Annotated in this window: 9 protein-coding genes and 2 pseudogenes; 4 read left to right on the forward strand and 7 right to left on the reverse strand. The window is 72.0% G+C overall.

Annotated elements, in window-relative coordinates; translation table 11 throughout:
* The first annotated feature begins 85 nt into the window (after positions 1-85).
* The gene (locus tag ABT070_RS37525; RefSeq protein WP_351767390.1) at positions 86-5275 is read left to right on the forward strand and encodes a family 43 glycosylhydrolase; all 5190 of its coding nucleotides are present in this window, start codon (positions 86-88) and stop codon (positions 5273-5275) included.
* A 58-nt stretch (positions 5276-5333) separates the two neighbouring features.
* Here the strand turns inward: ABT070_RS37525 and ABT070_RS37530 are convergent, their stop codons facing one another.
* The 5 genes and pseudogenes from ABT070_RS37530 to ABT070_RS37550 form a co-directional block, all read right to left on the reverse strand.
* Positions 5334-8156, reverse strand: a complete 2823-nt coding sequence (locus ABT070_RS37530) for a hypothetical protein (RefSeq protein WP_351767391.1) — start codon at positions 8154-8156, stop codon at positions 5334-5336.
* Positions 8153-9277, reverse strand: a complete 1125-nt coding sequence (locus ABT070_RS37535) for an ATP-binding protein (protein WP_351767392.1) — start codon at positions 9275-9277, stop codon at positions 8153-8155. Before ABT070_RS37535 ends, ABT070_RS37530 begins: the two co-directional genes overlap by 4 nt.
* Before the next feature lie 52 nt (positions 9278-9329).
* The gene (locus tag ABT070_RS37540) at positions 9330-10826 is read right to left on the reverse strand and encodes a VWA domain-containing protein (RefSeq protein ID WP_351767393.1); all 1497 of its coding nucleotides are present in this window, start codon (positions 10824-10826) and stop codon (positions 9330-9332) included.
* A gap of 8 nt (positions 10827-10834) precedes the next feature.
* Positions 10835-12211 carry a hypothetical protein gene (locus tag ABT070_RS37545; protein WP_351767434.1) on the reverse strand — a complete coding sequence of 459 codons (1377 nt, stop codon included), beginning with the start codon at positions 12209-12211 and terminating at the stop codon, positions 10835-10837.
* A gap of 60 nt (positions 12212-12271) precedes the next feature.
* A pseudogene (locus tag ABT070_RS37550) lies at positions 12272-12769 on the reverse strand (hypothetical protein); the annotation flags it as partial.
* Positions 12770-13137: 368 nt separating this feature from the next.
* Here ABT070_RS37550 and ABT070_RS37555 point away from each other — a divergent pair.
* Together ABT070_RS37555 and ABT070_RS37560 are read left to right on the forward strand one after the other, a co-directional pair.
* A complete protein-coding gene (locus tag ABT070_RS37555; protein ID WP_351767394.1) occupies positions 13138-15393 on the forward strand; it encodes an ATP-binding protein in 2256 nt (751 codons plus the stop codon).
* 341 nt (positions 15394-15734) lie between these two features.
* A complete protein-coding gene (locus ABT070_RS37560; RefSeq protein WP_351767395.1) occupies positions 15735-16733 on the forward strand; it encodes an AraC-like ligand-binding domain-containing protein in 999 nt (332 codons plus the stop codon).
* A 49-nt stretch (positions 16734-16782) separates the two neighbouring features.
* Here ABT070_RS37560 and ABT070_RS37565 read toward each other — a convergent pair whose 3' ends face one another.
* Both ABT070_RS37565 and ABT070_RS37570 read right to left on the reverse strand, forming a co-directional pair.
* A complete protein-coding gene (locus ABT070_RS37565; protein WP_351767396.1) occupies positions 16783-17208 on the reverse strand; it encodes a hypothetical protein in 426 nt (141 codons plus the stop codon).
* Positions 17209-17232: 24 nt separating this feature from the next.
* Complete coding sequence (locus tag ABT070_RS37570; protein ID WP_351767397.1) at positions 17233-17841, reverse strand: flavin reductase family protein; 609 nt, start codon at positions 17839-17841, stop codon at positions 17233-17235.
* Positions 17842-18060: 219 nt separating this feature from the next.
* Here ABT070_RS37570 and ABT070_RS37575 point away from each other — a divergent pair.
* Positions 18061-18831: pseudogene (locus ABT070_RS37575) on the forward strand (S66 peptidase family protein); the annotation flags it as partial.
* Positions 18832-18884: the final 53 nt, after the last annotated feature.

Raw genomic sequence — 18884 nt, forward strand, 5'->3', positions numbered from 1 at the left:
ATTGTTCGAGAAGTCTTGACGCGGCTGTGTACACCGTTTGACACTCTCGCAACATCACGTCACACGGTTGAAACGGCGGTCCCCCATGACGCACAGACATCGACTCGGCGACCGGGCTGGACGGGGGGCCGTACAATTGGCCGCGCTCACCGCCGTGTCCCTGCTCGTCGGCCTCGTGGGGGCGGCGGCCCCCGTCCAGGCCGACGAGGCCGACGACGTCCCCGCCGGTCTGGCCCTCTGGTACAAGCTCGACGCCACGTCCGGCACCACGGTCGCCGACGCCTCCGGCCACGGCCGCGACGGCACGGTGGCCGGCACCGCCGGCTGGTCGTCCACCGGCCAGGGCCTCGCCTTCAACGGCTCCGACACCTACGTCAAGGTGCCGAACGACGTGCTGAAGGGCATGGACGCGATCAGCGTCGCCATGGACGTGCGGATCGACGCCGCCCAGTCCACCCCGTACTTCCTCTACGGTTTCGGCAACTCCAGCGGCAGCAACGGCAACGGCTACCTGTTCACCACCGGCAACTCGCTGCGCACCTCGATCGCCACCGGCAACTGGTCGACGGAGCAGACCACCAAACCCGCCGACTCCCACAACCTGACCCGCTCGGTGTGGAAACACCTCACCTACACACAGTCCGGCACCACCGGTGTCCTGTACGAGGACGGCGTCGAGGTCGCCCGCAACACCTCGGTCACCATCACCCCCGGCGCCATCGGCTCCGGCATCACCACCGCCAACTACCTCGGCAAGTCCGTGTACTCCGGCGACAAGCTCTTCAAGGGCGACATCCGCGACTTCCGGGTGTACGACCACGCGCTGCCCGCCGCCGACGTGGAGGCCCTCGCCCTCCCCGTCGCCACGCAGGGCGTCGCCGACGACAAGGCCGCACTGAGCCTCGGGGACACCGGCGCCGTCATCGCCGACCTGGACCTGCCGAAGACCGGCACGGCCGGCGGGGCCACGATCAGCTGGGCCAGCGACAACACCGCCCTGGTGTCGGACGCGGGCAAGGTGACCCGCCCCACCGCGGGCGAGCCGGACGGCCACGCCACGCTCACGGCGACCCTCAGGAAGGGCACGGTCACGGCCACCAAGTCGTTCGATGTCACGGTCCTCGCCGCGTTCGACGACGCGACCGCCGCCCGGCAGGCCGCCGACGCCCTCACGGTCCACAACCTCGACGACGTCCGCGGGAACCTCGGCCTCCCGGCCACCGGTTCCTACGGCACCGACGTCACCTGGGCCTCCGCGCGAGCGGACGTCGTCTCGGCCGACGGTGTGGTCCACCGCCCCGCGCACGGCACCGGCGCCGCCACCGTCGAGCTGACCGCGACCGTCACCAAGGGCGCGGCGCAGGCGACCCGCGTGTTCACCGCGAAGGTCCCCGAACTCCCCGTGAAGGAAGCCCTCAAGGGCTACATGTTCAGCTACTTCACCGGCGAGGGCACGTCCGACGGAGAGCAGCTCTACGCCGCGCTCAGCAAGGGCAACGACCCGCTGAAGTGGCGGGAGCTCAACGACGAGCAGCCCGTCCTGACCTCCACCCTCGGCGAGCAGGGCCTGCGCGACCCGTTCATCATCCGCTCCCCCGAGGGCGACAAGTTCTACCAGATCGCCACCGACCTCCGGATCTACGGCAACGGCGACTGGGACGCCGCCCAGCGCACCGGCAGCAAGTCCATCATGGTCTGGGAGTCCACCGACCTCGTCCACTGGACGGACCAGCGTCTGGTGAAGGTCTCCCCCGACAGCGCCGGCAACACCTGGGCGCCCGAGGCGTACTACGACACCGACCTCGGCGAGTACGTGGTCTTCTGGGCGTCGAAGCTGTACGACAACGCCTCGCACTCCGGCGACACCTACAACCGGATGATGTACGCCACGACCCGCGACTTCTACACGTTCAGCGAGCCCAAGGTGTGGATCGACCGCGGTTACTCGGTCATCGACTCCACGGTGATCCAGCACGACGGCACGTACTTCCGGCTGTCGAAGGACGAGCGCAACAACACCTCCTCCACCCCCAACAGCAAGTTCATCTTCGAGGAGAAGAGCGACTCGCTGCTGAACCTCTCCTGGGACGCGGTCGCCGAGGGCATCGGCAAGGGCGCGATGAACGCGGCCGAGGGACCGCTGGTGTTCAAGTCCAACACCGAGGAGAAGTGGTACGCCTTCCTCGACGAGTTCGGCGGCCGCGGCTACCTCCCGTTCGAGACCACGGACCTCGCCTCCGGCGTCTGGACCCCGTCCACCGGCTACGACCTGCCGGCCCGGCCCCGGCACGGCACCGTCCTGCCGGTCACCCAGGCCGAGTACGACCGGCTGCTGCGCGCCTACCAGCCGGACCAGCTGGTCGAGAGCGTCGAGGACGTGTCGGTGAAGACACGGACCGGTCAGGCCCCGGTGCTGCCCGCGACCGTGATCGCCACGTACGCCGACGGTGTCGCCCGCCCGGTCGCGGTGACCTGGGACGACGTCCCGGCCTCGGCGTACGCGCAGGCCGGCACGTTCACGGTGACCGGAAGCCTGCCCGACGGCGCCGCGCTTCCCGTCCGGGCCCGGGTGACGGTCTCCGAGGAGGGCGCCGACGTGCCCGCCGACCTGCTGCTGCACTACGGCTTCGACGAGACGTCCGGCAACATCGCCGTCGACTCCAGCGGCCACGGCAACCACGGCACCTACGTCCGCACGCCCGCGTTCGGGACCGGCGTGGACGGCGGCTCGTTCAAGATGTCCGGCGACTCCGCCACCTCCCCCTACGTCAGGATCCCGAACGGCGTGCTGAAGGACGCCGACAGCGTCACCGTGTCCACGTACGCCAAGTGGCAGGGCGGCTCGTCCTTCCAGTGGCTGTTCGGGCTCGGCCCCGACAGCGACACGTACCTGTTCGCCACCCCCTCCAACGGCGGGTCCAGCCTGTACTCGGCGATCACGAAGGCCAGTTGGTCGGCGGAGTCGAAGCTGACGGCCGGCTCGCAGCTCACCCCCGGCGAGTGGCGGCACGTCACGGTCACCCTCGACGGCTCCACCGGCACGATGGTCCTCTACGTCGACGGAGTCGAGGCGGCCCGCACGACGACCACCGTCAAGCCGTCCGAGCTGTACAACTCCGCCAAGGACTACAGCGGTTACATCGGGCGTTCCCTGTACGCGGCCGACCCGTACTTCGCCGGCGAGGTCGACGACTTCCGCGTCTACGGCCGGGCCCTGTCGGCCGCGGAGGTCATGGAACTCAGCGGAAACACCGCGGGCATCGCCAGGGCGACGCACCCCGCGCTCAAGGTCGACGCCCTCCTGGACAACGCGAACAGCAAGGTCACGCTGCCGCTGAAGGAGGGCACCGACCTCACCGCGCTGGCACCGGAGTTCACCCTCGCCCACGGCGCGGCGATCAGCCCCGCCTCGGGCAGCGTGCACGACTTCAGCAAGCCGGTGACGTACGAGGTGACCGGCTCGGACGGCACGAAGCGCACCTGGACCGTGTCGGCGCTGGTCATGAGGAGCCCGGTGCTGCCGGGTCTCAACGCCGACCCGAACATCGTCCGCTTCGGCGACACCTTCTACCTGTACCCGACGACCGACGGCTTCGAGGGCTGGAGCGGCACGCAGTTCAAGGCGTACTCGTCGACCGACCTGGTGCACTGGACCGACCACGGCGTCATCCTCGACCTGGGGCCGGACGTCAGCTGGGCCGACAGCAGGGCCTGGGCGCCGGCGATCGCCGAGAAGAACGGCAAGTACTACTTCTACTTCTGCGCCGACGCCAACATCGGGGTCGCCGTCTCCGACTCGCCCACCGGCCCGTTCACGGACGCCCTGGGCAAGCCGCTGCTCAAGGCCGGCCAGTACAGCGGCCAGATGATCGACCCGGCGGTCTTCACGGACGACGACGGCCGGTCGTACCTCTACTGGGGCAACGGCCACGCCTATGTCGTCCCGCTCGCCGACGACATGGTCTCCTTCGACGCCTCGAAGATCACCGACATCACCCCGAGCGGCTACAACGAGGGCAGCTTCGTCGTGAAGCGCAAGGGCACCTACTACTTCATGTGGTCGGAGAACGACACCCGGGACGAGAACTACCGCGTCGCCTACGCCACCGGCCCCTCGCCCACCGGCCCGTGGACCAAGCGCGGCGTGATCCTGGAGAAGGACCTCTCCCTCGGCATCAAGGGCCCCGGCCACCACTCGGTCGTCCAGGTGCCGGGCACGGACGACTGGTACATCGCCTACCACCGCTTCGCCATCCCCGGCGGTGACGGCACCCACCGCGAAACCACCGTCGACAAGCTGGAGTTCGACGCGGACGGCCTGATCGAGAAGGTCGTGCCCACCCTCACGGGCATCGACCCGGTCACCATCGTCCACGCCGGTCCGGACGCCCAGGGCGTCGAGGGCGCCGCGATCGCCCTGAACGCCACGGTCTCCGGGGCGGGCGGCGCACGGTGGACCGTCGAGAAGGGCGCGCCCTGCACGGTCGCGGACCCCGCCGCCGCCCGCACCACGGTCACCTGCACCGACAACGGCACCTACACCGTCCCCCTGACCGGCGGCCGCAGCACCGACTCGGCCGTGGTGACGGTGACCAACGCGGCTCCGGCCATCACGTCCGCCACCGGCCCGTCGGGCCCGGTGCCGGCCGGCCGCGGTACGGCCGTCACCGTCCGGTTCACCGACCCGGGCGCCGCTGACACCCACACCTGCGTCGTCGACTGGAAGGACGGCGGCAAGCCGGCCACCGGCACGGTCACCTCGTCCGGCTGCCGGGCCGAGCACACCTACACCTCCGCGGGCATCCGCCGTCCGGTGATCACCGTCACCGACGACGACGGCGCCCCGGCCACCACGACGCTCCCCGAGCTGATCGTGTACGACCGGGCCGCCGGACCCGTGGTGGGCGCGGGCACCGTCACCGCCAAGGTCGGGCCGAAGCTGACGGGCCAGGCGTTCTTCTCGCTCACGGCCGGCTATCTGCCGGGCGCCGCCGCTCCGGCCGGAGGGGTCACCTTCGACTTCAGGCCGGCCCGCCTGAAGTTCCGCTCCACCGGCCTCGACTGGCTCGTCGTCTCCGGCTCCACAGCCGTACTCCAGGGCTCCGGCACGGTCGCCGGCAAGAGCGGCTACGCCTTCCGCCTCACGACGACGGACAGCCCGGACACCTTCCTCATCAAGATCTGGAAGAAGTCCGGCGGGGAGGTGGTCTACGGCAGTGGCGCCCCGGCGAAGGTCAACGGCGTCATCACGGTCGGCATCCCCCGCCGCCGGTGACCCATCCGCCGTCCGGTCCTGAATACCGGACGATCGGGTGACGGGACGGGCCTCCTGCTCACGCAGGGGGCCCGTTCGTCGTCAGCGCCTCCAGAGCCGTCGCGGTCTCCGGGTGACGTGCGAGCAGGGCCGCCACGGACGACAGGACCTCGCCCGGCTCCCACGTGCCGTCGCAGCCCAGCAAATCCGCCAGCGCGTCGCAGGTCTCCGGGTGAGCGGCGAGGAGCCGCAGGCCGCCGCCGGTGCTCGCCGCCGAGTCCATCGGCACGCGCCGCGGTTGCTCCGGGAGCCGCCACGGCGGTACCCAGGTGTCCAGCTCGGTGAGCCGGGCGGGGAAGAGCCGGCCGGCCTCGCGGATCAGCAGCGGGGCGTGTTCGGCGCCGCCGGCCCGCAAGGTGCTGATGAGGGTCGGCAGCCACGGCAGCAGCACCGCGTCGGGGAGCCGGGCGAACGCGTTCGACACCGCCTCGACGACGAAGTCGGCCAGGCCCGGGACCGGTTCCAGGGCGTGCACGAACCCGCTGAGATAGCGCGGATAGGCGGGCACCACCAGCGGGTTGCCGAGCAGTTCCGCGCAGCGCGCCCGCAGCGCGGCCCTCGGCAGGGTGCCCAGGTGGGTCTGCGCCGCCCACAGCAGCGCGGTGCGGGACGGCTCGGTCGGGTGGGACTGGGCGAGGGCGAGTTCGAGCTGGGTGCGGTCGCAGCCCAGGGACAGCGCCAGGCCCTCCATGCCGAACAGGAAGCCCAGCATCGCCGCGACCTGGCGGACCGTCGCGTCGTCGTCGGTGAACGCCGTCGGCAGCAGCGTGCAGTAGTGCGCGTAGCCCGTCTTGACGAAGGACTCGATCCAGGGCGGGAGCACCGGTTCGGCGGTGCGGTAGTGGGCCAGCAGCCGGCGGACCCGGCGCAGCACCTCCGGCGCGCCGTCGACGCTGCGTTCGCTCGCCAGCACCTCCAGGGCCCGGGTGCCGAGCTCGTCGGCGAGACGGCGGCTGCGCAGATAGAGCGTGGCGTCCTCGACGGCCTCCAGGACCTGCGCCGCGGTGGCCTGCGGGGCGTACGCGACGCGCCGCAGCCGCTGTTCGAGGACCTGCTCGATGCTGACGCCCTCGTACCCCAGCTCGATGAGGGCGCGCTGGTGGGTGCCCAGGGCCAGGTCCCAGGACTCCTGGATGGGGTGTTCGCCGAGGCGGCGTTCGCCCATGATCGGCCGGGCCGCGCCCTGGGGCAGCAGCCGGCGCAGCATCCACAGCAGGTCGGAGCAGCGCGCGAGTTCCGGCCGCGAGGCGATGTCCAGCAGCGCGCGCTGCACTCCGCGCTGCTGCAGCTTCAGCTCCAGCGGCGCGAGCCGGTCGTGCACATCGCGGGCCAGCGGCGGCAGCGCGTCGTAGCCCACCTGGCCGACGCGGTCGCCGCCCATCATGATCTCGACCAGGCGGCCCACATCCCGCCGGCCCGGTACGGCGTCCTTCTCGATACAGGTGACGGCCGCGTCCTGGAAGTCGTACGGCGTCGGCTTGGCGCGGTCGCGCATCCCGGCCAGCAGGATCGACGTCTCGAAGACGGCGATGGCGTCGGCGGTGGAGGCGAGGTAGCCGCTGCGGCGCGCGGCACGCACGATCTCCACGGACCAGCCGAGCAGTTCGGCCTCGTCGAGGGCGTCCAGGGCGGGCGGCCGCTGAAGGAAGCCGGTGAGCCGGTCGGCGGCCGGGGCGGAGGACGAGGGGGGCGCCGGGGCCAGGGCTTTCTTCGTCTTCGTGGTCTTCCTCGCGCCGGCCTGGCCCTCCAGACGGAACGGGCGGACGCCGGTGCGCCTGAGGTTCTTCGCCCATTCCGTCGCCGCGATGGACACCGAGCCCGCGGCCAGGCCGAACTGCGCCTCGATCGCGCCGTGGCTGGACGGGATCAGGCCGTGCCGCCACTCGGTGCCGCTCGGCGGGCTGATGGTGAAGGTGTCGCTGCCGTGCACCCCGAACTCCGCGACCCGGCTGGCCGCGTGGAAGGCGCCGCAGACGTAGAGGGAGTCGGCGGGGTCGGTGCCGGTGGCGGCGAGGTGCTCGCGCATCCGGGTCCACATGTACCGCTCGCGGTCCTCGTCGACCCGTACCTTGCCGGGATCGCCGGGGGCGAGGCGCCGGAAGAGGCTGCCGATGAGCAGCATCACCTGGCGGTAGGTGTCGTGGTCGCTGTCGCCCAGGGGCAGTTCGACGTACTGGTGCCACCACTCCGACCAGTGCCGTACCCGGCCGTGGCGCAGGAGGTGCTCCTCCAGTTCGGCGAAGCGCGGGCGCAGGTCGCCGATCTCCACGCCGACGGCGTCGCCGTGCAGGGCGGTCTGCTCCGCCGCCTCGGGCGCGTCGGCGTCGCTCTCCCCGTCGGATCCGCTCTCGCCGTCGGGTCCGGTCTCCCACTGGAAGACATGGTCCGAGGAGCGGTCGACGAGGACGAGTTCGACGCCCGGGGTGTCGAGCGCGTAGGCGATGGCCTGGTACTCGGCGGAGGCCTCGGTGACCGGGGCGACCACCGAGAGCGGCGCCCAGTCGGCGGGGAAGCCCTCGATCTCGCTCGCGAAGGACTGGACCGCCACCGGCAGACGGCAGTTGCGCAGCTCGGTGAGGAGGGGAGCCATGTCCTCGCACAGCTCGAGGTAGACCACCTTGGGCTGCTTCTCCCGCAGCCGGCGCGCCATCGCGATGGCCGAGGCCGGGGAGTGGTGGCAGACCGGGAAGATCTCCAGGGGTTCGCTCACGGCGCGTTCGACGTCGTCGACGATGCCCCGCAGGATGCCCTCCAGGGCCGCGGGGCCGTCGGCGAACGTGGCGGCGGCGTCCTGGAGCTGGGTGCGCAGGGCGGTGAACGTCCCCTCGGGGGTCCCGCTCACGACAGGGTCGCGATCGCGTCGCGGCCGCCCTCGAGGAACTCCGGCCAGGAGCCGCCTTCTTCCTTGGTGCGCGGTTCGACGACGCCGTGCAGGTACTTGTTGAGGATGGCGAGGTCCTCCGGCGCGCGCCGGGCCAGGGTGCCGACGAGGGAGGAGGCGAGGGTGTGGGCGGTGAGGGCGCGCTCGCCGAAGAAGTTGCTGTGCAGGACGGCGTCCTCGAGGACGCCGATCTGCTCGGCCGTGGACAGGGCGGACTCCAGCTTCTCGTCGTCGCTGCCGGCGGCGGCCGAGGAGGCCCGCAGGTCGGCGAAGCTCCGCAGCAGCACGTCCAGGAGGGTCGGCGGGACGTCCAGCTCGATCCGGTGGCGGCGCAGCAGTTCCTCGGTGCGGAACCGGACGATCTCCGCCTCGCTCTTCTTGTTCGTCACCACCGGGATGCGCACGAAGTTGAAGCGGCGCTTCAGGGCCGAGGAGAGGTCGTTGACGCCCCGGTCCCGGCTGTTGGCGGTGGCGATGACCGAGAAGCCGGGCTTGGCGAACACGATGTTGTCGCTGTCCTGGTCGCTGCCCAGCTCGGGGACCGAGATGTACTTCTCGGAGAGGATCGAGATCAGCGCGTCCTGGACGTCGCTGGTGGAGCGGGTCAGCTCCTCGAAGCGGCCGATCGAGCCGGCCTCCATCGCGGTCATGATCGGCGAGGGGATCATCGACTCGCGCGACTGGCCCTTCGCGATGACCATCGAGACGTTCCACGAGTACTTGATGTGGTCCTCGGTGGTGCCCGCCGTCCCCTGCACGACCAGCGTGGAGTTGCGGGAGATCGCCGCGGACAGCAGCTCGGCCAGCCAGCTCTTCCCGGTGCCCGGGTCGCCGATGAGCAGCAGGCCCCGGTCGGAGGCGAGGGTGACGATGGAGCGCTCGACGAAGCTGCGGTCGCCGAACCACTTCGGGGCGATCTCCCGGTCGAGCCCGTCGGCGCGCTCGGAACCCAGGACGAACAGACGGACCATCTTCGGGGACAGCCGCCAGGAGAACGGCTTGGGGTTGTCGTCGATCGACTCCAGCCAGTCGAGTTCCTCGGCGTACTTGAGCTCGGCGGGGGCGCGCAGCAGGTCGGTCATCGAGGGCCTTTCCAGGAGATGCGTGTGTCGAGGGGCGCGAGGAACGGGTGGATCAGGTGAGGAACGTCTTGAGCTCATGGACGAGCTTGTCGATGTGACCGGAGATCACCGGTGTGCCGAGGGTCTTGAACCGCTCCCGGAACCAGGGGTTGACCTCCTGTCGGCCGGAGCTGGTCACCGAGCCGACGGGGATGAACTTCACGCCGGAGCGGTGGACCTCCTCGATGCCCTCGAACAGCGGCTGGGAGCGGTCGAACTCGTAGAAGTCCGAGATCCACACCAGCACGGTGTTCTTGGGCTCGGCGATCTTCGGCCGGGCCATGGCCATGGCTACGGGGCCGTCGTTGCCGCCGCCCAGCTTGGTCCGCAGCAGCACCTCGAACGGCTCGTTCACCCAGGGGGTGAGGTCGATGGCGCGGGTGTCGTACGCGATGAGGTGCACGTCCACCTTGGGCAGTCCGGCGAAGATCGACGCCAGGATGGTGCAGTTGACCATGGAGTCGACCATCGAGCCCGATTGGTCCACCACCACGACGAGCCGCTGAGGTGTCGTCCTGCGGGCGGTGTGGCGGTAGTAGAGACGGTCGACGTAGAGGCGTTCCTCTTCGGGGCTGTAGTTGGTGAGGTTCTTCCAGATCGTGCGGTCGAGGTCGAGGTTGCGGTACACGCGTTTGGGCGGGACGGAACGGTCGATCGCGCCGACCGTGGCCTTCTCCACCTGGGTGCGCAGCACCTCGGCGACCTCGTCGACGAAGCGGCGGATCAGCGACTTGGCGTTGGCGAGAGCGACCCCCGAGAGGTTGCTCTTGTCGCGCAGCAACTGCTCGATCAGCGACATGCTCGGGGTGAGCCGCGCGGCGAGCTCGGGGTCGGCCAGCACCTCGCGCAGATGCATGCGCCGGACGAGGTCCGCTTCGATGCCGCCGAGTTCCGGGCCGAGACCGGGGACGAGCTCGCCGGTCTCGGCTCCCGTGCCGCGACCGCCGCGCAACTCCCCAGGCCGGCTGCCGAGAGCGCGCTCCAGCCAGCCGGTGTCGCTCTGCCAGCGGGACAGCTGTCCGGCGCTGACGGCTCCCGAGCCGGTGGAGAAGACGTTCAGCAGCACCTTGGACACGAGAGCCGCGCGCCGCACCTCCGCCGCACGGTCACGTGTGTCTCCGTCGGCATCCGCCCCGGCGTCGGTGTCCGTGTCGGTGTCGGTGTCCGTGTCGGCATCCGAGTCCGTGTCGGCATCCGAGTCCGTGTCCGAGCCGGTGTCCGTGCCCGTGCCCGTGCCCGTGCCCGTGCCGGGGACCATCAACCCGTCGAACTCCGCGGCCAGTTCCGGGTGGCGCTGGACGATCGAGTCCACGGAGGTCTGCGGGTCCAGCAGCGCGGGCGGCAGGCCGATGTCCTCGACGACGGCGAGGCTCGCCGATTCCAGGCCGGCCTGCTCCTCGGGGTCGAACAGACGGGCCAGCAGCCGCCAGTAGAGGACCTGTCGGCGATTGTCGTCGGGAACGGCCTCGGTCGTGGCTTCGGACGTGGCTTCGGACGTGGCTTCGGGCATGGGTTCGCTCATTTCCGGAGCAGCCTTCCCGCTCGCTCGCGCAGGACGGTCACGGCGTCGGTGGCGGCCTTCTCGGCCCGGACGCCGGTCTTGTCGGTGGTGCCGCCGGCCCACGCGCCCGCGTGGAGGGCGACGGCCTTCTTGCGCACGGTGGTCTCCACGGCGAGCGGCTGGAGCCGGAAGCCGCCGTCGTCCCAGCGCAGCAGGCCGACACAGGCGCGGGAGGCCGCGACGGCCTCGGGTGTGAGCGGGCTCGCGGTCGGGATGCGGTCGGTGTCGACGGGGAGCGCGTGTCCGGCCACGGTGAAGGTGAGCGTGTCACCCTCCTGTTCTCGGTCGTAGCCCTCCAGGAACACCGGCTCGGCGATGCGCGCGGGGTGGCGGTCCAGAGGTGCGGTGGGCAGGGCGGTGGCGGTCGGCAGGACGACCCGTGCGGTGGCGAGGGCGTCGGCGGGCTCGCCCGCACGGGCCCGGGCGTCGTCCCAGATGAGGTCGCCCTCGTCGGTGAGGGGCATGGCGTCGAGGTCCATGGCACGGCCTTCGCCGAGGGCCGTGAGCAGCGACAGGTGCGGCCGCAGCAGCTGCCAGACGCCCGCCGCGACGACGGTGTCCGGCTTGGGCACCGAGACGCTCGCACGGACCAGCCGGGGCGCGGTGCCGTCGGCGGGTTCGAACACCGCGTGGACCTGGGCCTGCGCGGCGGTGGCGTGTTCGTGCAGGTCGAGGCCGAGCGGCAGCAGCCGGCCGGTGGCGGCCGTGACGGCGGGCCGGTCTGTTGCGCCGGGCATGGTCAGCAGCAGGGCGCGGGACCAGAGGTCGCCCCAGCGGCGCGTGGGGATGCTGTCCAGGGCCGCGCCGGGGCAGGAGGCGGCGAGTTCGGCGGCGAATCCGTCGACCAGGGTGGCGAGGCGGCGCAGCCCGGGGTCGGGCAGCATCGCGGAGACGATGGGTGCGGCTCCGCCGGCCAGCTCGTGGTCGATGCCCTGCCAGCCGGTGCGCGCGAGGTCCGAGAGCCAGGTGCGGGCGGCCGCCAGCAGGTTCACCGCCGGTCGTGCGGCGGGGGCCTCGGCTGTGCGCTCCTCGCGCGTGCGGCCGGTCACCTCGTCCACGCCGGCCGTGAGTGCGTCGTGGACGGCGCCGAGCAGGGCGGTGCGGGCGGCGGCGAGGGTGACGAAGTGGTCCTCGCCGGCGGCGCCGGTCGCGGCCTTTTCGGCGGCCTCGGCGACCCGGGCGGCCAGTGGGCTGCCTGCGACGGCGCGGGCGAGGACGGTGAGGTCGTCCACCCGTTCGGGGCGGGGGCGCAGCAGGCCGGCGACCAGGGTGCGGTCGAACGCGTCGACCGCCGCCAGGGCCTCGTCCAGTCCCTCGACGGGTGCCGTGAGCAGGCCCGCGCGCTCCCCCTCGGCCGTACCGCGCTCGCTCCGGGCGGCCTCCGGGGCGTCGGTCGCCCGGGTCGGCGCGAACCACTGGAGTTCCGGCAGCGGTGCGGTGACCGGCGGGAGCTCCAGGTAGGCCAAGTGGCGCAGGAACCGGCTGAAGACGGGTGCGGCGGCCGCCTTGCCGTCCGCCTGTGGCGGGTGGGTGCCGGTCATCGCGGCGGTGAGGGCGGCGGCGTCGGGCTCCGCGCCCGTGGGTTCGACGCGCAGGTAGCGGGCGACGCGGCCGGCGCCGTACTGGAGCACGGCCTCGGTGATCAGCGCGCGGATGTGGTTGCAGAACGAGCCCCGCGCGCCGCCGCAGGGACGGTTGTTGTTGGTGCTGCACGCGAAGGCGTAGGTGCCGGCGGCGACGGACGAGACGTACACCCGCTCGATGTCCGAGCCGCTGGAGACCACGCCCTGGAGGCGTCCGTCGGCCAGTTCGACGAAGGGGACCTTGGCGAGCTTGCGGGGCCTCGCGGGCGGCACCACCCGGGCCGTACTCGAATTCTCCCAGTCGGACAACGCACCAGCTCCTTTGCGGCACAGGCCTCCGCACGCCGAATCGGCGCAGCACAGGGGGGTTGTCGCACCGGATCGGCGGCGACAACGACGAACTTACCGGCGACCACTGACAACACCGTCCGCGTGGACGGGAGGACGGGAGGAGGACGGGAGGGCGGGAGGAGGGCAAGGGGACGGGAGGAGGGCAGGAGGAGGGCAGGGGAAGGCGGGAGGACGACAGGAGGACGCCGTGTGTGACCACGGCGGGACCGCGTCCGTATGGCGGTCGGCGCGGGCCCTCCTCGTCCCCGCTCTTCTAGAATTCCGATGATCATGCCCGGGGGCGACGGCAGGGGCATGGAGGTGTGGGTCGGTACGAAGGGGCGGGGTTGAGCGGGGAGCGGGCGGTGTTCGGGGCGCTGCTGCGGGAGTTTCGGCTGGCCGCGTCGCAGACCATCGAGGGCCTGGCGGAGGCGTCGGGCGTGAGCGTGCGGGGCATCGGGGACCTGGAGCGCGGGCGGCGGGCGGCTCCGCAGCGGCGGACGGTCGCCGCGCTCGCGGACGGTCTGGGCCTGGCCGAGGCGCCGCGGGAGCGGCTCCTGACGGCCGCGCGGGCCGGGCGCCACGGGGGTTACCGCCCGGTGGGGGTGCGGGCGTTCCCGCGTGGCGTCGACGACTTCGTGGGCCGGGCAGCGGAGCTGGCGCGGCTGGCGGCTCTCGCGGAGCACGAGGCCGGCGCCCAGCCGGTGGTGGTGGCGGTGTCCGGGCCGCCGGGCACCGGCAAGACGACGTTGGCGCTGCAGGCGGCCCGCGGTCTCGCCGACCGGTTTCCGCACGGGCAGCTGGTCCTGGACCTGCGCGGCACGGACGACGATCCGCCCGGTCCCGGCGAACTGGTCCTGCGTGTGCTGAAGGCCCTTCAGGTCGCCGATCGGGATCTCGCCCAGGCCGGTCCGCAGGGCCACTCGGCCCTGTACCGGCAGCTGTTGGCCGAACGGCGCTGCCTGCTGGTCCTCGACAACGCGCGTGACGAGGGGCAGGTGCGGCCGCTGCTGCCGGCCGCGGGGACGGGCATGGTGGTGGTGACGAGCCGTCGCATGCTGACCGGGCTGGACAGCGTGCACCGGCTGCCGCTGGGTGAACTGGACCCTCCGGCGGCGGACGAGCTGTTGACCTCCCTGGTCGGAGCCGAACGGGCCGCCGCCGATCCGGCCGCGCTGCGTGCGGTCGCCGAGCGCTGCGGACATCTGCCGCTCGCCCTGCGGGTGGCGGGCAACTGGCTGGCCACCCGCACCGGTTGGAGCGTCCGCCGGCTCGCGGACCGGCTCGCCGTCGAGGAGCGCCGACTGGACGCGCTGGCCGCCGGGGACGTACGGGTGGCCGCCGCGTTCGACCTGTCCTACCGCCAGCTGACTCCCGCGGCCGCCCGGCTGTTCCGGCGACTCGCCCTGGTTCCCGGCCAGGACACGGCGGCACCCGGCGCCGCCCGGCTCACCGGCCGGCCGCTGTTCGACGCCGAGGACACCCTGGAGGAGCTGGTCGAGACCGGGCTGCTGGGGACGGACGGGGACCGCTACCGTCTGCACGACCTGCTGCGGCTGTACGCCCGTACCCGGCTGGACGCCGAGGAGAGCGCGCAGGACGTGGACCGGGCACGTACGGAGCTGTTCCGCTGGCTGCTGGAGACCGCGGTCGTCGCGGGCCGCTGGTTCGAGCCGGGCCACGGGGCTCCGCCGTCCACCTGGCGGGGAACGGTGGATCTGTCGACCGCGGGCCTGGCCCGCGCGTGGCTTCAGGCGGAGGGCGACAACTGGCTGGCCGCTCTGCGCGCGGCCGAGACCGCCGGCGAGCACGCGACCGTGGTGGAGGTGGCCGAGGCCCTGCACTGGTTCTCCGACCAGTGGATCTTCTGGGGGCACTGGCCCGAGGTCTTCGGCACGGCCGCCCGCTGCGCGCAGGCGATGGGCGATCCGACCCTGGAAGCCACCCAGCTCAACTACCACGCCTGGGCGCTCCTGGTGTGCGAGCGCCGCCATCAGGACAGTCTGCTGCGCTCCGCCGAGGCCCTCGCCGCGGCGCAGCGGGCGGGTGACGCGGGCCAGCAGGCCTGGGCCCACATGTACCAGGGCTGGGCGCTTCAGCAGATCGACGACCTCGGTCCCGCCGCCGACCACATGCAGCGCGCCGCCCGCCTGTTCGAGACCGTCGACGACCTGCACGGTGGCCTCCAGGCCCGGCACGGGCGTGCCATCGTCCTGGCGAAGCAGGGCCTGACCGAGGAGGCGCACGCGTTCTACCAGGACACGCTCGCCTTCCTGGAGCAGGTCAGCGACCGGCTGGAACCGCATATCGCCGACATCACCCGGATCGGGCTGCACGCGGGCCTGGGCAGCAGCTTCGGCGTGCTGGAGCGCTGGCCGGAAGCCGTGGAGCAGCTGACCGTCGCCGTCACGATCTGCCGGGCCGGCGACAACACCGCCCTGGAGAGCCGCCAGCTCGTCCACCTCGGCAACGCGCTACTGTCCGCCGGACGTACGGCGGACGCACGCGAGGCCTTCGCGCGCTGTGTCTCCCTCGGCGTCCATGCCGACCCACGGCCGGTCGCCGAGGCCCGCGAGCTCCTCGCCCGTCTCGACGCGCCCTGAACCCGCGCCCTCGCGCCCCGTCCCCGGTCCGCCGCGACACGGGGACGGGGGCGGAGGCGGCGCGCGCCGTCGACGGGCGAGGCCCCTCGCCGTGCCGCCCATCCTGCTCCCGGGGACTCCCCCGTGTCTTGTCCCGGAGTGCACCGCGCTGTTCTCTCGGCGCACAAATGATCTCTGGGCGGGCGGCGGACGGCGGGCGCACGTACCGGTGCGGTCCGTGTTTCTGCCTGTTTCCTGCCTGGAGCCCGCCGAGGGCCACTGGTTGGCTGATGACAGCGGGGAGAACGGGCCGCCGTCCGCCCGCTCTCCGCAGGATTCGCACAGGTGGAGAGGAGAGCCAGGTGGCCCTGGTGCTGACGACTGCTTCGGTCCCCGAAGGGGAGCGGCTCGCGCACTGGCGGGACGCGCTGGGCGGAGCGCTGGTACCGATGGCCGTCACCGCGCGGCACGACGGCCCGTTCGAGGGCCGGGTCTCCACCGAGCGGCTGGGTTACCTGCGCATCGCCACGATCGAGGCCGACGCGCAGCGCGTGAGCCGCACACCGGCACACCTCACCGCCGCGGCCCCGGCGGTGGCCCCTGTCCCGGCCGTCGCCATGGCCTGTGTGGCGGTCGGTGTCATGACGGCGGGTACGGCGACCCTGGTCCAGGACGGCCGGCGGGCCTTCGTGGACGAGGGCGACCTCATGGTCTACGACACGGGACGGCCGTACTCCCTGGACTTCCCGGAACGCTTCGCCGTCCATGTCGTCCACCTGCCGAGGCGGGCGCTCGGCCTGCCGGAGGCCGACCTGCGCCGGGTGACCGGGACCGCGATCTCCGGGACGGCGGGCTTCGGCGCCCTGCTGGTGAACTTCCTGACCTCGCTGACCGCCTCGGTCCCGCCCTGCGCCCCGGCCGTCGCCACCAGGCTGGCCACGGGGGTGGTGGACCTCTTCGCCACCCTGGTCGAGGAGCGGACCCAGGACGACGCGTCGCCGGACGCGAACCCGGGCGACCACCTCGTCCTGCGCGTCCGCGACCACATCGACCGCAACCTCGGCGATCCGGACCTCTCACCGGGGACCGTCGCGGCGGCGCACCACATCTCCGTGCGCTATCTGCACCGGCTCTTCGAGGGCGAGGGCACCACGGTCGCCCGGCTGATCCAGCGGCGCCGACTGGAGCGCTGCGCCCGGGAACTGCACCGGCCCGACGCGACGGCCCCCACGGTGTCGGCGGTCGCCCAGCGCTGGGGTTTCGCCAACCCGGCCCACTTCAGCCGGGTCTTCCGCGCGACCTACGGGCGCTCCCCACGTGAGTGGCGCGGGGCGCGGGACGAGCTGCTCCCGACCGGCTGACCCGTCCGGTTCGCCGGCCGGCCTCGTGCGCGATCAGGAACGGCTCTCGTCACCCCGGGGGACGGCTTCGGCCCGACGCCCGCGTGTACAGCAGCGCCGCCCCGGCGACCGTGACCGCCGCCGTGCCGACGGCGCACAGGCCGCCGCGGGAGCGCCAGGACAGTACCGAGCCGGTCGACCGGGCGGACAGCACCGAAGTCGCGCTCAGCCAGGAGCCCGCGGAGACGAAGGACGCGGCGGAGCCCACGGACCCCACGGACAGGAAACTGCCGACCGAGGCGATGGACAGCGAACTGCCCACCGAACCGATGGAGAGGAACGAGTCGACGGAGCCGATCGACAGCGCCGAGTTCTTCGACCACAGCGAACGCCAGGAACCGTCGGCGTCGCCACCCTTGATCACGGCCCCGTTCGCAGCCTTCGCCGCGGTCTTCGTCCCGGAGCTCGTACTGGATCTCGTACCGGATCTGGTCATGCTTCGATCATAGGAGCGGACGGGTCAGGAGGGCGGCCAGTCGCGGTAGGAGATACGGGCCCGGTCGTGGATCTCCCCGACGGTGCCCCACTCGTTGCGGCCCAGCCGGGCCAGAGGCCGCAGGAGCCGGATGTCGGGGTGTCCGTCGACGAGGACGTCCTCGCGCACGACGGCGTGCACGACCTCACCGAGGACCAGTGTGGAGTTGCCGATGCCGAGCGTGGAGTGCAGCCGGCACTCCAGAGCCACCGGGGAAGCGGCCACCCGGGGCGGTTTCACCCGCAGCGAGGGCTCCCGCTCGATGCCCACCGCGTCGAACTCGCCCTCGTGCGCGGGAAAGTCGGTGCCGGTGGCGTTGATCTGGTCGAAGAGCGGCTCGGACGCGAAGTTGACCACGAACTCGCCGGTGGCCTCGACATTGCGCAGCGAGTCCTTGCGACCGACGGAGGTGAACTGGACGATCGGCGGGTCGGTACAGGCGACGGTGAAGAAGGAGTGCGGGGCCAGGTTGGCCGTGGTGCCGTCCGCCGCCAGGGTCGACACCCAGGCGATCGGCCGGGGTACGACGACGGCGGTGAGCAGCCGGTAGAACTCGCTGACGTCCATGGCCCGGGGATCGAGATCGATGCGCATGTCGATCAGTATCCCGTGCCGAGCGGCACACCAAATCACCAGGTCAACGGCATGGCGCAGCCGCCGGGTGGCCGGCTCCGGAACTCCCTCGGAGGTTGCCCTCGGGGCCCGATTGCGTGCCGGTCGGTCCGACAGGCCTTTTCTCGATCGCGCCGAGAAGGCGGAATACCGGCGGCACCTGCGGGGTTCTCCGCCGTTGTCGATCATCAAGGAGACCCCATGCCTACGATCCGTCGTCCCCGTGCGCTGCGTTCCGGCGATCTCGTGGTCGTCACCGCGCCCTCGGGCCCGCTCGAGCCCGGTGAGGAGCCACTGCTCGCTCGCGGTGTGGCGATATTGGAACGGATGGGTTTCCGCGTGCGGGTCAGCCCGATGGTCGACCCCGCGCGGAGCCGCTGGTGGGCGGCGGGCGCTCCGGCGGAACAGGCTGCCGAGCTCAATGCGCTGCTGCGGGATCCGGAGGTGCGGGCCGTCCTCGCGCACACCGGTGGACAGGCGACCATGGGCTATCTCGATCTGATCGATCTGGATGCGGTTCGGGCCGATCCGAAGCCGATCCTCGGCTACAGCGACATCTCGCTGCTGCACATGGCGTTGTACGCCAAGACCGGCCTCGTCGGCTTCCACGCCGACATCGTCACCCACGGTTTCGGCAACGACTGGTACACGTTGGGCGACGAGGCCCGTCGGTCCGAACTCGTCGACCTCTACGCCCGTGTGCTCACCAAGGCCGAGGCGCCGGGCGTGCTGCCGGCCAGCGGGGTTTGGGAAACCTGGCGGCCGGGCCGGGCGCAGGGACCACTGGTCGGCGGCTTGCTCAACCGCCTGGTCCAGTTGCAGGCGACACCGTTCGCACTGCCCGCCGAACGGTTCGACGGCGCCGTCCTGTTCTGGGAAGAGGTACAGCGGCCGGTCACGCGGATCTGGTGCGACCTGCACACCTTGCGGCTGTCCGGTGTGCTGGACCGGATCGCGGGCATGGTGGTCGGCATCCCGAGTGAGGTCACACCCTACGAGGGCGGCGGAGAGCAGGTCGGTCTGGA

Source organism: Streptomyces sp. NPDC002884 (genome assembly GCF_040295245.1).
In the GTDB taxonomy this organism is placed as follows: Bacteria; Actinomycetota; Actinomycetes; order Streptomycetales; family Streptomycetaceae; genus Streptomyces.